The following is a 13,197-nucleotide window of genomic DNA, read 5'->3' on the forward strand; positions in this document are numbered from 1 at the left end:
CATTAAAACAAGACATTTCATTTGTAGAAATAATCCCTCTTTGTATATGATGAGTTACAGAACAACAGACTATATGGAAGAAAGGTAATCGTATGAAATCAATTTTATCGTTTTTAAAGCCCTATCGGCTATCCGTTGTGTCCATTGTGATTCTCACCTTTTTAAGCAGTATGCTCCAGCTGTATTTACCGACGCTTACGGCAGATATCGTTGATGTCGGGATCGTCCAAGGAGATGTCGCTTATATATGGAAAGTTGGGGGCTGGATGGTGGGTTGTTCTTTACTTGCCATCTTGCTCACGATTTGGAAGTCCTACTTGTCATCTAAGACAGCTCTAGGCTTCGGGCGTGATATGAGAAGACAGCTGTTTGTGCATGTCGAACAATTCTCATTAGAAGAATTTCAAAAAATCGGGACATCTTCCTTTATTACAAGATCCACAAATGATGTGAAACAAGTTCAAGATGTCACGATCATGATCTTACAAATGATGACTCGGGCGCCTCTTATGCTCGTTGGTGGAATTATTTTGGCTGTATCTAGAGATGCTGTGTTATCTCTCATCTTTTTAGCAGCTCTTCCCCTTCTTGGTGGGTTCATTTATTTGGTGTCAAGAAAAGCGATCCCCCTCTTTGGCCAGCTTCAGAAAAAAACGGACCGGCTGAACTTGATTATGAGAGAGTCGCTTTCAGGCATTCGGGTCATACGTGCGTTTAACCGAGTAGATGACGAAAAGGAACGTTTTCAAGAAGCCAATACATCGTATAAGGAGACTGGTCTTAAGGTCAATCGATTAATGGCGTACTTGTTCCCTTTTATGCTCATTATCATGAACTTCACGAATATCGGCATTGTCTGGATTGGTGCTAATCGGATTGATGCCGGACAGATGGAAGTCGGGAATCTGATCGCCTTCATTCAATATGCGATGATGATTTTAATGGCACTCATTATGCTTTCTATGAGTTTTATTATGGTGCCTAGAGCTCAGGCATCAGCTAAACGGATGAATGAAGTGTTAAATCTAGAACCAAAAATTAAAGACAAAAAAGAAGCTGTCACTAAACTTGATCAGCCAGCCCAGTCCATTCGCTTTGAGAATGTGTCATTTTATTATTCAAATGCTGAAAAACCAGCCGTTCAAGACATGACGTTTGAAGCCAAAAAGGGTGAAACGACGGCGATCATCGGCAGTACAGGTTCCGGGAAAACGACCCTTCTTCAGCTGATGACACGTTTTTATGAGGCAACAGAAGGAAAAATTACATTAAATGGTGTCGATATTAGAGAATTGCCTCAAGAGAAACTGAGAAGTCAGATGGGTTATGTTTCTCAAAAAGCCATTTTATTTAGCGGAACCATTGCTGATAATGTGCGCTTTGGCAAACGCGATGCAACAGATGACGAGATTTGGCAGGCACTGCGGACAGCACAGGCCGAAGAATTTGTTTTGCAAAAAGATGGCGGAATTCACGCAGAGATAGACCAAGGGGGTTCGAATCTCTCTGGCGGTCAAAAACAACGTCTTTCGATCGCAAGAGCACTCGTAAGAAAACCTGCATTCTACCTGTTTGACGATAGCTTCTCTGCCCTTGATTACAAAACGGATGCAAAACTTCGGTCAGCGCTAGAAGCTGAAAAAGAGCATGCTGCTTTGATTATTGTGGCTCAAAGAATCAGCACAGTGAAGCATAGCGATAAAATCATTGTGTTAGATGATGGAAAAATAGCAGGTATCGGTACACATGAACAGTTACTGAAAGATAACCTTGTCTATCAAGAGATAGTCGCATCACAGGAAGGTCAGGAGGTGGAGCAAGGATGAGTAAAAAAATGTCTTCTGGAATGGGACATAAAGGCGGTCACCCAAGGGGCCCAGTACAAAAACCGAAGGAATTTAAAAAAACACTTCTTCGTTTAACGGGCTATTTAAAACCGAGGAAATTTCAGCTGATCATTGTCCTGATTGCAGCGATCGGTTCAACCGTTTTTAATGTCGTCAGTCCAAAATTACTTGGGGATGCCACCTCTTCCCTATTTGAAAGTTTTACACAAGGAACTGGTGTTCAATTCGATGTCATTTCACGCATTTTATTGCTGCTTGTTCTATTATATGTCGTAGCATCTCTCTTCTCATTCGTGCAGCAATATGTAATGGCGGGTGTCTCGCAGCAGACCATTGCTGAATTAAGGCAAGAAGCAAATGACAAGCTCACACGTCTCCCCCTTCGTTATTTTGATAAAACAACACACGGAGACACGCTGAGCCGGGTGATGAACGACATTGATAATATTAATACTTCTTTACAGCAGGCACTCACGCAAGTGATCACATCTGTTATTACAGTCATTGGAATTGTCGTCATGATGCTTTTCATCAGTCCGCTACTGACGCTGCTTGTTTGTTTGACGCTGCCTCTTAGTTTGTTTGCGATTCGAGGCATTACATCATTTTCGCAAAAGCATTTTAAAGCACAGCAAAAAGAACTAGGGATGATCAATGGACATATTAATGAAATGTTCACAGGACATCAGACGGTTCGTGCGTATGGCTATGAAAAGAAAGCCATTGATACATTTGATCAATTAAACGAACAACTATATGAATCTTCAAGAAAAGCACAATTTATCTCCGGCTTAATGATGCCGATGATGACCTTTATTGGGAATCTTGGCTATGTGGCGGTAAGTGTTGCTGGCGGAATTCTTGTCATTAATGGGAATATTCGTGTTGGGGATGTGCAAGCATTTATCCAATACACACAGCAAATGTCGCAGCCGCTTGTGCAAGCATCCAGTGTTGCAAACTTAGTTCAATCTGCTATCGCTTCTGCTGAACGGGTGTTTGAAATTCTGGATGAAGAAGAAGAACATGCGCAAGAAGATGCAGCGATTGATCTTAAATCCCTTTCCGGAGATGTGGCCTTTGAGCACGTTCACTTCGGTTATGAGAAAGATCAACCCATTATTAAAGATTTGAATTTACAAGTCCGAGAAGGACAAACAGTTGCCATTGTTGGGCCAACAGGCGCTGGAAAAACAACGATTATTAATCTGTTAATGCGCTTTTACGAGCTAGATCAAGGCTCCATTCGCATTGGCGGCGTAAAAACCACCGACCTCAGCCGAGAGCAAGTGCGTGACTTATTTGCGATGGTTCTTCAGGATACATGGCTCTTTGAAGGCACAATTTATGACAACATCGCATATGGCAGACCAAATGTTTCAAAAGAGGATGTGTTGAAGGCCGCTAAACATGCCTATGCAGACGATTTCATCCGCACCCTTCCAGATGGATATGACACACTCTTAACAGAAGATGCCGGCAACCTCTCACAAGGTCAGCGTCAACTGTTAACCATCGCCCGTGCCATCTTATCTGATCCGAAGATATTAATCTTAGATGAAGCAACAAGCAGTGTCGATACACGGACAGAGATGCATATTCAAAAAGCGATGAATGAATTAATGAACGGCAGAACAAGCTTCGTCATTGCACATCGACTTTCAACGATTAAAGATGCCGATCTCATTTTAGTCATGAAAGATGGCACGATCATTGAAAAAGGAACTCATCGTGAGCTTTTGAAAGAAAAAGGCTTTTATGCAGACCTCTATATGAGTCAATTTGCCGAAAACCAAGTCGGTTAAACAACACCAAAAAGGATAGACAGCATGTAAAAATGCCTGTCTATCCTTTTTGTGATGCCTTAAGCTTCCCGTTTTCTGACTTTCACACTAAGTTTCGTCATGTAATCCGCTTCATTTTTAGACATCAGAGAATGAAGTAAATACTCCTCAAAGACATCCCCATCCAGTATCATATCCTCTGCTTCGATTCGATCTAATAAACGTGAATAGGCAGTCTCCATCTCTTCATATGTTCCTTGTTGATACATGACTGCATATAGACCCGCAGGCTTTTTGACTGCATCCGGCCCTTCCATTCGGCAAAACAGCCTATCAGATTGTTGATAATGACGCTGCAAAAACTGCTCCTTGTTTAAAACAGAACCATTTGCCGCGGCACCTTTAATACCAATCCCTTTCAGAAATTCTCCTACAATTCGAGAAATTTCTTCTATAGGTGTGTTTGAATCAATCGGGTTTGATGTACTGAGGACGATCGGTTCCTCTGGCAGTTCTTGAAACAAGACCTCCCCTGTTTTCACTGATGATAATTCATTCGTTGTCTCGATCACACGAAAAAGAAAAGATTGAATATCCTGTAGTTTTTGGATCTCCTCCCCGACCTTTTCTGCTTGATCAACCGCCAGGCTTTGCAATTTATCTTGAGAAGGCTCAGTAAAGTATTGTTTTAATTGCTTGATCGGAAATTGAACAGCACGAAGGGATTGAATGGCCATGAAATGATCAAATTGTTCAAATGTATAATAACGGTATCCATTTTCCTGAACACCTGCCGGCTTAAACAAATCGATCTTATCATAATAGAGCAGTGTATCTTTTTTCACTTCAAATAATGCCGCAAATTCTCCAGTTAAAAATGTTTTTTGAACATCGCTCATCATTTTTAAGGCTCCTTTCTTGACTATGGAGTTACTCCATCCTTTATGATAACATGCAGAAACACCACGTATGTGGAGAAAGGATTTACACATGAACAAAATCGCACAAGATCAAGTCACATTATCACTTGCAAATCAAGAAGACTTCCCTTTGATGAAAAAGGAACTGCAAGATGCTTTCACTGCTGGCATCATTGATGCATTTGGCGATGCAGAAGGTGGACCAATTCCTCCTGATGAGTCGATTGATGAATCCTTTTATTCGTCAGAGAACCTTGTCTATCATATTTTACTAAATGGTCAAAAGGCAGGAGGGGTTGTTTTAAAAATCAACCATCACACACACCGCAATTCGGTGGACCTGTTATACATCTCTTCATCATCTCACAGCCGAGGCATTGGTCAGGCAGCATGGAAAGCCATTGAGGCGCAATATCCAGAAACGAAGGTGTGGGAAGTTGTCACTCCTTATTTTGAAAAGCGCAACATTCATTTTTATGTGAACAAATGCGGGTTTCAGATTGTTGAGTTTTATCACTTACACCATCCAGATCCGAGCTTCCCTCATGAGAAGAATCAAGAAAATGACCCTTTAGCACCTGAGACATTTGAATTTTTCAAATTTGAGAAAGTCATGAAAAAAGATTGTTCAAGTTCATAAAAAAACTCCCTCTTATGGGGAATTTCAGATTGTTGACAAAGGGCTAAAATGGACTTTATTTTAGCCCTTTGTCTTCTTTTTCAAGAGTTGTCAGTGCTTCAGCATCGTTTCCATGTCGTTCCCCCTTTTTCTCTCTTCTTTTCTCATACACTAAAAAAACACTACCCCAAGGAGAAAGGTAGTGTTCGTTACATTCATTCTAGCTTCTAATCTGACCATCACCAGACAGAAGCAGCTTTGTTGTTGTCAGTGCAGGAAGTCCCATTGGCCCTCTTGCGTGCAGCTTTTGAGTAGAAATGCCAATTTCAGCGCCATATCCTAGTGCACCGCCATCTGTAAAACGTGTAGATGCGTTATGATAAACAGCGGCCGCATCGACTTCGTTTAGAAAGATTTGTGCGTTTTTTTCATCCTCTGTTACTATGGCTTCTGAATGTTTCGTTCCGTACTGATCAATGTGGTGAATGGCGTCCTCAATTGAGTCAACGACTTTCACCGCAAGATCAAGACTTAAATACTCATCTGTCCAATCCACTTCCTCCGCAGGAACCGCTTCGGAAAAGAAAGATTGAGCGTCTTGATCTCCATGCACAGTGACATGATGCTGAAGGAGTGCTTCATTCAATGCTGCACCATTTTCTTTCAGCCAATCGCGATGAACGATCAGAGTCTCAAGCGCATTACAAACGGCCGGACGATTTGTTTTCGCATTGATGACAATCTGAATGGCTTTTTCTACATTCGCTGTTTGATCAATAAAGATATGGCAGTTCCCTGTCCCTGTTTCAAGAACTGGAATGGTCGATTCTTCTACAACTGTTTTGATTAACGAAGCCCCGCCTCTCGGAATTAAAACATCAATCCACTCTTTTAGATGAAACATCGCTTGAACCGATGAACGGTCTGTTTGTTCAATAAACTGTACCGCATCACGAGGGATCTTTGTTTGATCCAATGCCTCATGAATGACGCGGACGATGGCTTTGTTGGAAGAAATAGCGGAGGAACCGCCTTTTAAAATCACTGAGTTGCCTGCCTTAAGGGCAAGCCCTGCTGCATCGACAGTGACATTCGGTCTCGCTTCATAGATCATCCCGATCACGCCGAGCGGTACTCTTCGGCTTTTCACATGTAAGCCGTTTTCAAGAGTCCATTCATCCAATATTTCTCCAACAGGATCTGTTAATCTCGTCACAAGCCGCAAACTTTCTGCAAACTCATGAATTCTCTCTTCATTTAACATTAATCGATCCATTAATGCTTCAGAGAAGCCCTTTTCTTTTCCTGCCTCTAAATCCTTTTGATTTTCCTGTAAAATAAAATCACTTTGCTGTTCGAGTGTTTCTGCTATTTTCAGCAGCGCCTCATTTTTTTCCTCTGTTTGAAGTAAACCTAGTTTTTTTGATACGTGCTTTGCTTTTTTCGCTTTTTCTTTGACCGATGTGACAACTTCAGCTGTCAGTGTCATGAAATTCCTCCCTTATGATTAGCAAACTGGTATTGATAAATCTAAATGACAAACAAATGCTTCAAGATCTACGACATGCACCACTTCATCCTGTAGCAAGTCACCGTTCAGTGCGAGTTCGTCGGACGCATAATTGACAATGCCAAGCCCTATTTCTCTTTCATCTTGATCTAAAATACGGACAACATCGCCTTTTTTAAACGAACCCTTTACATCGACTATGCCGTCAGAATCCAGACTTTTCTCACGATGCATGAGAAGCTCCTGTGTTTTCTCTTGAACAACGATTTCGCCTTTTGGGCCAGAATGAAAAGCAATCCACTGTTTTTTATAATTCAGCGGCGCTAAATTTTCGTCAGCTGTAAAATAAGTGCCGTCCTCTGTCCCATTAATGGCTTTGTCTAAAATGTGAGGCGTATCGGCTTTTCCCAAAAAGCCATTGATGCCTGAGGCCATTGAAATTTTAAAGGCGTCGAGTTTTGATTTCATTCCGCCTGTGCCAACGCTGCTTCCCGCATCTCCAGCGGCTGCTTCGATGTCTTCTGTGATTTCTGTGACTTCTAGAATTCTTTTCGCATTCGGATTTGTATGAGGGTTATCTTCATACAAGCCGTCAATATCAGATAAAATAGCGAGGAAATCCGCATCAATCAGTCCAGCTACTTTTGCAGACAATGTATCATTATCTCCAAATTTCAACCGATTGATCGTCACTGTATCATTTTCATTAATAATCGGGATGATCCCTCGATCTAATAACACATTCATTGTATTTCGCACATTTTGATAGCGCGTTTCATCTGAAAAATCGCTTCTTGTAATTAATAGCTGTGAAGCAATATAACCGTGCGATAAAAATAAAGTAGAATATGACTCCATTAAAAGCCCTTGCCCTATTGAGGCAGACGCCTGTTTTTCTGGCAGTGTTTTCGGTCTATCAATAAACCCTAATTTTCGGTAACCAGCTGCAACCGCACCAGATGAGACCAAAATGACTTCGTGTCCTTCATCTTTGAGTTTTACAATTTGATTGACGAGGTTTTCTAGTTTTTTCAAACTAATCTCACCTTGAAAGCTAGTAAGAGAGCTGCTTCCGATTTTCACAACAATTCGTTTTCTCTCTTTATCTGCGTACACCTTATCACTCCTGTATTGAGGCTCTATTTATATCGTTACTTTTTGTTTTTGCTGTTCACTTATTTCTTTTGATCGATTGGCAGCCTGTTTGACAGCCTGTTTGATGGCTTCTCCTCCGCCAAAATCATCTAATGCATCTAGTCCTGCAGCAGTTGTTCCATTAGGTGACGTAATTTTTTCTCTGAGGACAGAAGGATTTTCAGCTGTTTCTTGCAGCATCTTCGCTGCACCGAGAAGTGTCTGTGTACCGATTTGACGGGACATTTCTTTTGATAAGCCAGCTTCTTCTCCAGCTTCTTCGATTCTTTCCATTAAGAAATAAAAATAAGCTGGACCGCTTCCGGCAATTCCTGTGAAAATATCCATTTGCTCTTCCTGAATGGTATACACTTCTCCCATTTCAGATAAAAGAGCCCGACTCATGCTTACATGTTCATTTTTCACATAACGTCCAGCAGATAAAGCGGTCGCCGACGCCCCAATCGTACTTGACGTATTTGGCATTACTCGCATAACAGGCTGCCCTTCATGCAGCATGTCTTCAATATACGATGATTTCACACCTGCAAGTACAGACAGGATGAGCTGATCTTTCTGAATATGAGGTTTTAATGATTCAAGTGCTGTTTCAGCATCCTTTGGCTTCATTGCCAGGATCAACATATCCATTTCTTCAAAAGGAAATGAATCCATTGTGGCTGTTTGGATTCCGTAGCGTTTCGTTAGTTCGTTTAATCGCTGCTTATTTTGCTTGTTTGTTGCGTAAATTTGGCTGAGCGGCATCTGACCTGATCGCACAATACCTGCAATCATTCCTTCCGCCATAGAACCTGCTCCAATGAAAGCAACTTTCTTTTGATCAATGATATTGATCCTCTCCCTTGTTCGCTTTTTGTTCGTGTTTTTCGCACGTTAGTTATCGTAACATGATGAGAAATCGTGTCAAGAAAGAGCCAGCGCTTTTCAAAAGTCCCGAATACACGCTGAACAGCTTGCGGTATATATGTTAGCCGTGTTTTTTAAAATCATCAATTTAGATCAAAAGAACTATACAGATTTGAATCATAGTACCCTTTCGTTCGACTGAATTCACCATTTTATTTTTGGTTTCGGTGACTTCAATTCTAGTTTTTAGAAAGCGCTATCATTTTGATGACTTTCTATTTTCCTATAGGATGAATGTGTTTGAATCTTTCGATTAGACTATTGACATATTTTAGAAAACATGTCCGTTGAAATGCGTTTTTTGTGGTGATACCGTGAAAGGGAATCAAGAGAAAAAGGAGCGTTCATAATGAAAGTAAAAGAAAATTACGTCAATGTCATCCCAATGAAAGAAATCCGATCTACAGATGACCTTCTTTTCCCATTCCCTATCTACAATGAATTAAGATCGCAGGGTGATATTCGATACGATGAAACGAGAAAGTGCTGGGATCTCTTTCGATATGCTGATATTCAGTCCGTTCTGAAGCAGCCAAAAGTGTTTTCATCACAGCGAGGAAGAAGTACATCTAAAACGAGTATTTTAACAATGGACCCTCCAAAACATACCAAAATGAGAGCACTCGTCAATAAAGCCTTCACGCCAAAAGCGATCAAACAAATAGAAGAAAAGATCAAAGACTTGACCCATGATCTATTACATCAAGTAAAGGATCAACGAACCTTCGATATTGTGCAAGATCTGGCCGCTCCCCTACCTGTCATGATCATCGCCGAGCTTCTCGGCGCAGAAGTGAAAGACAGAGAGCTGATCAAAAAACATTCAGATGCTCTAGTTGCAGGAGCCAAAGATGATTCAAAAGAAGCTGTTCAAGCCGTTGTCGACATGCAAAAACAAGCAGAAAAAGAGCTGTCAGAGTACTTTGCTCATTTGATCCAAAAGCGAAAAGAAACGCCAGCCGAAGATTTAATCTCCCTTCTCATCCAAGCGGGAATTGACGGTGAGCGTTTATCAGAAAATGAACTGCTTGGCTTTTGTATACTCTTACTCGTTGCTGGTAATGAAACAACAACGAATTTAATCACAAATGCCGTACGACTTTTAACAGAGCAGCCGCATATCGGCGAATCAGTGCGGCAAGACCTGTCTCTCATTCCTCAATTGACAGAAGAAACGCTACGCTATTATCCGCCTGTTCAAGCGATTGGGCGAGTTGCAGCAGAGGATGTTCAGATTGCCGGTTCTCACATTGAAAAAGGAGACTATCTTATCAGCTGGGTGGCATCTGCGAATCGTGATGAACGGAAGTTTGACGATCCAGATACGTTTCGTCTTGACAGAAAATCAAATCCGCATTTGAGCTTTGGCTTCGGCATCCATTTTTGTCTTGGTGCCCCTCTCGCCCGGCTTGAGGCTCATCTAGCACTTGAGGTTTTACTCCGTACGTTTCGAGAAATCACCTGTGCGGCAGATCAGCTGAAACCGATTCAAAGCACGTTTGTGTTTGGGGTCAAAGAATTCCCTGTGCAGGTCACCCGTTTTTAAAAGTCCCTTTCATTAGGGGCTTTTTTTCATATGCTTATCCTTACCTTCCTCGTCTGAACATGCTAAAATAAAATCCATATGTACAGTGATCACGGAATTTGGAAAGGAAGCTAAACGTATGACCGATTACACAGCAATGAAAGACGGAATATTCAAATCAGTTTGTTCGTTAGATTGCCCTGATCAGTGCGGTCTTTTAATACATAAAGAGAACGGAAAGATCGTTAAAGTTCAAGGAGATCCAGATCATCCAGTCACTCAAGGAAACATTTGCAATAAAGTGCGGAATGTCACAGCTCGTTTATATGATGAAAAACGTCTGACAACACCATTAAAACGTGTAGGTCAAAAAGGTGACCGGCAATTTGCTCCAATTACGTGGGAAGAAGCGATTGAAACCATTCGTCAAAAATGGACAAAGCTGATCGAAGAAAAAGGACCAGAAAGCATTTTGCCTTACAGCTTCTATGGGAATATGGGGAATCTCAATGCAGAAGGAATGGACCGCCGCTTTTTCTATCGACTTGGCTCAAGTCAGCTAGACCGAACCATTTGTCAGTCAGCCGGAACAACTGGCTATAAATATACAATGGGCGCAAGCATCGGGACAGACCCAGAAGAGACCATTCATACGAAACTATTTATCTTTTGGGGCATCAATGCGGTTTCAACCAATATGCATCAAATCACGTTGGCACAAAAAGCTCGAAAGCAAGGGGCTAAAATTGTCGTCATTGATGTGCACAAAAACCAAACGGGCCGGATGGCAGATTGGTTCATTCCGCTTCGCCCTGGCACTGACAGTGCGCTAGCTCTTGGGATCATGCATGTCCTTTTTAAAGAAGACCTCACAGATGCGTCATTTTTAGAGACTTACACGGTCGGTCACAATGAACTTCGCGAGCATGTGAAGCAGTACGATCCAGAAACGGTTGAACAGATCACGGGTGTCCCGAAAGAAGACATCATCACACTTGCGAGAATGTACGCAGAGACATCGCCGTCTCTCATTCGTATTGGCAATGGGCTACAGCATCACGATAATGGCGGTATGAGTATTCGAACCATCTCCTGCCTCCCTGCCCTCACCGGTCAATGGTTGCACAAAGGCGGCGGTGCGATGAAATCGAACTCTTCTTTTCTTAGTTATAATGAAATCGCTCTTCAGCGGCCGGAATTATTAAAGGAACGCGAACCTAGAACATTTAATATGAATCAGCTGGGCAGCGTGCTAACGAACGCAGAACCTTCTATTGATTCTCTTTTTGTCTACTCTTGCAACCCGGCTGTTGTGACACCTGAAGCAAATAAAGTAAGAGACGGTTTGATGCGGGAAGACTTATTTACGGTTGTCCATGACTTATTCATGACAGAGACAGCCACTTATGCGGATATTGTTCTGCCAGCGACCTCTGCCTTTGAAAACGAGGATTTTTATACTTCTTACTGGCATCATTACATTCAAATTCAAGAACCTGTTATAGAACGTTATGGAGAAAGCAAATCAAACACAGAAGTGTTTCGTCTTTTGGCTCATGCGATGGGCTTTGAAGATGAAGCCTTTAAAGACACAGATGCGGAACTAATGGAACAAGCTCTTCATCATCCTGAAAATCCGCACTATGAAAACATTTCATATCAAGCGTTAAAAGAGAAAAAGTGGATCAAAGCAAAACGAGGGCCTTTCGAAGATTTAAAGCTCCCTACCCCAAGCGGGAAAATTGAGCTTTACTCTGAACAAATGAAAAAAGATGGATATCCAGCCCTCCCAACCTATGTACCTTTATTCAAGGAAAGTGATTATCCACTGACGTTTATACCGGGACCAAACCATAATTTTCTTAATTCCACCTTCTCTCTTCATGAGAAGCATCAAAAGCTTGAGAAATTTCCGAAGCTTCATATGAATGAACAAGATGCAAAAGAAAGACAGATTGAAGATGGGGACATGGTTCGTGTGCTGAATGATCGAGGAGAATGCGAGCTCATCGTGTCAGTCGGACAAAATGTGTTATCTGGCGTTGTTGTCAGCCAGGGATTATGGGCAGACCAAAAAGGCAAAAAACATTTGGTGAATGGCCTCACACCTGATCGTTTGGCAGATATGGGCGGTGGTGCGACGTTCTTTTCCGGCAGAGTCGAAGTTGAAAAATTATGATAGAAAGAGCCAGGCGTTTTGCTCCCGGCTCTTTTCTTTGACTTTTTTAGTTGCCAATAAACAACTGATTGGTCATCACATTTGCACTTCCGCTGCTTTGGTAGCCTTCTACAGTAAATGCCGTTTCATACATTTTCCCCATTGGCATCCCTAAGCTTTCCCATTTTTTAAAATGCGCACTGACGGAGACCGTTCCGCTTGTACGTTTCGTTTGACGTACACTCCAATATTGCTTGAAGGTTGCGATCCCGATAATGGAAGGCTGATTGACACGGGTTGTTTCATAAATGTCATATGTGCCCCCGTCTGCATAAAATGTTCCTTTATGTGTGCCTGTTGGACGGTATGTGCCCCATGAATCAACAATGTAGTATTCTGCTAATGGAGATTGTGTCCAGCCATAGACACATAAATAGGAATTCCCGACTGGGTTAAAACTTGCGTTGTAATTGATGGAGATGTTGCCAAGTTGATGGTGAGTTCTAGTGGAATCAAACTTTTTTCCTTTTCGAAATAAAGCATTTCCGATATTGTTCCAGCCTGCACTAAATGCCCCGCCGTTATTGAGTGTCATCGAGGTGTTTCCATAATCCTTCCATAATTCATAATCGTACCCGCTATGGTTACCCATTTCATTATTCGTAATGGTTCTCGCATGGGCTGGTACAGCCGTCAGTATAAGCGTCAGTCCAATACACATCACAAACAACAGTCTTAATTTTCTCAAATTCATCTTCCATTCCTCTCCTTTT

Annotated in this window: 10 protein-coding genes; 5 read left to right on the forward strand and 5 right to left on the reverse strand. The window is 41.8% G+C overall.

The window, feature by feature from the left end:
• Nucleotides 1–92 precede the first annotated feature (92 nt).
• Together M2353_RS09650 and M2353_RS09655 are read left to right on the forward strand one after the other, a co-directional pair.
• A complete protein-coding gene (locus M2353_RS09650) occupies nucleotides 93–1,826 on the forward strand; it encodes an ABC transporter ATP-binding protein (RefSeq protein WP_284725347.1) in 1,734 nt (577 codons plus the stop codon).
• Nucleotides 1,823–3,652: an ABC transporter ATP-binding protein gene (locus M2353_RS09655; RefSeq protein WP_024718328.1), complete on the forward strand. Its 1,830-nt coding sequence runs from the start codon at nucleotides 1,823–1,825 to the stop codon at nucleotides 3,650–3,652. Before M2353_RS09650 ends, M2353_RS09655 begins: the two co-directional genes overlap by 4 nt.
• A gap of 59 nt (nucleotides 3,653–3,711) precedes the next feature.
• Here the strand turns inward: M2353_RS09655 and M2353_RS09660 are convergent, their stop codons facing one another.
• Nucleotides 3,712–4,533, reverse strand: coding sequence for a MerR family transcriptional regulator (locus tag M2353_RS09660; protein ID WP_284725348.1), 822 nt, complete (start codon nucleotides 4,531–4,533; stop codon nucleotides 3,712–3,714).
• An 88-nt stretch (nucleotides 4,534–4,621) separates the two neighbouring features.
• Here M2353_RS09660 and M2353_RS09665 point away from each other — a divergent pair, with 88 nt between their 5' ends.
• Nucleotides 4,622–5,191 (forward strand): GNAT family N-acetyltransferase, encoded by a 570-nt coding sequence (locus M2353_RS09665; protein ID WP_272511612.1) that lies wholly within the window; start codon nucleotides 4,622–4,624, stop codon nucleotides 5,189–5,191.
• A gap of 199 nt (nucleotides 5,192–5,390) precedes the next feature.
• Here M2353_RS09665 and M2353_RS09670 read toward each other — a convergent pair whose 3' ends face one another.
• Genes M2353_RS09670 through proC form a run of 3 tightly spaced genes read right to left on the reverse strand, consistent with a single transcriptional unit; the run spans nucleotide 5,391 to nucleotide 8,621 of the window.
• Nucleotides 5,391–6,659 carry a glutamate-5-semialdehyde dehydrogenase gene (locus M2353_RS09670; RefSeq protein ID WP_025207480.1) on the reverse strand — a complete coding sequence of 423 codons (1,269 nt, stop codon included), beginning with the start codon at nucleotides 6,657–6,659 and terminating at the stop codon, nucleotides 5,391–5,393.
• Between the two features lie 18 nt (nucleotides 6,660–6,677).
• Nucleotides 6,678–7,796 (reverse strand): glutamate 5-kinase, encoded by a 1,119-nt coding sequence (proB, locus tag M2353_RS09675; protein ID WP_008346569.1) that lies wholly within the window; start codon nucleotides 7,794–7,796, stop codon nucleotides 6,678–6,680.
• Between the two features lie 27 nt (nucleotides 7,797–7,823).
• Nucleotides 7,824–8,621, reverse strand: a complete 798-nt coding sequence (gene proC, locus M2353_RS09680) for a pyrroline-5-carboxylate reductase (protein WP_425332872.1) — start codon at nucleotides 8,619–8,621, stop codon at nucleotides 7,824–7,826.
• 469 nt (nucleotides 8,622–9,090) lie between these two features.
• On the opposite strand from proC, the gene M2353_RS09685 reads away from it, so the two are divergent.
• Both M2353_RS09685 and M2353_RS09690 read left to right on the forward strand, forming a co-directional pair.
• A complete protein-coding gene (locus tag M2353_RS09685) occupies nucleotides 9,091–10,287 on the forward strand; it encodes a cytochrome P450 (protein WP_284725349.1) in 1,197 nt (398 codons plus the stop codon).
• Nucleotides 10,288–10,405: 118 nt separating this feature from the next.
• Nucleotides 10,406–12,445 (forward strand): molybdopterin oxidoreductase family protein, encoded by a 2,040-nt coding sequence (locus M2353_RS09690; RefSeq protein WP_041507097.1) that lies wholly within the window; start codon nucleotides 10,406–10,408, stop codon nucleotides 12,443–12,445.
• Nucleotides 12,446–12,491: 46 nt separating this feature from the next.
• Here M2353_RS09690 and M2353_RS09695 read toward each other — a convergent pair whose 3' ends face one another.
• Entirely contained in the window at nucleotides 12,492–13,178 is a 687-nt protein-coding gene (locus M2353_RS09695; protein WP_008346560.1) for a glycoside hydrolase family 11 protein, read from the reverse strand.
• Between the last annotated feature and the right edge of the window lie 19 nt (nucleotides 13,179–13,197).

The sequence above is a fragment of the Bacillus aerius genome (assembly GCF_029894105.1).
GTDB classification, from domain to species: domain Bacteria; phylum Bacillota; class Bacilli; order Bacillales; family Bacillaceae; genus Bacillus; species Bacillus altitudinis.

What these genes read in the sequence shown, in the direction of transcription:
- M2353_RS09650 (WP_284725347.1), top strand. Translation starts at nt 93, where the DNA reads ATGAAATCAATTTTATCGTTTTTAAAGCCCTATCGGCTATCCGTTGTG.
- M2353_RS09655 (WP_024718328.1), top strand. Translation starts at nt 1,823, where the DNA reads ATGAGTAAAAAAATGTCTTCTGGAATGGGACATAAAGGCGGTCACCCA.
- M2353_RS09660 (WP_284725348.1), bottom strand. Translation starts at nt 4,533, where the DNA reads ATGATGAGCGATGTTCAAAAAACATTTTTAACTGGAGAATTTGCGGCA.
- M2353_RS09665 (WP_272511612.1), top strand. Translation starts at nt 4,622, where the DNA reads ATGAACAAAATCGCACAAGATCAAGTCACATTATCACTTGCAAATCAA.
- M2353_RS09670 (WP_025207480.1), bottom strand. Translation starts at nt 6,659, where the DNA reads ATGACACTGACAGCTGAAGTTGTCACATCGGTCAAAGAAAAAGCGAAA.
- proC (WP_425332872.1), bottom strand. Translation starts at nt 8,621, where the DNA reads ATGGCGGAAGGAATGATTGCAGGTATTGTGCGATCAGGTCAGATGCCG.
- M2353_RS09685 (WP_284725349.1), top strand. Translation starts at nt 9,091, where the DNA reads ATGAAAGTAAAAGAAAATTACGTCAATGTCATCCCAATGAAAGAAATC.
- M2353_RS09690 (WP_041507097.1), top strand. Translation starts at nt 10,406, where the DNA reads ATGACCGATTACACAGCAATGAAAGACGGAATATTCAAATCAGTTTGT.
- M2353_RS09695 (WP_008346560.1), bottom strand. Translation starts at nt 13,178, where the DNA reads ATGAATTTGAGAAAATTAAGACTGTTGTTTGTGATGTGTATTGGACTG.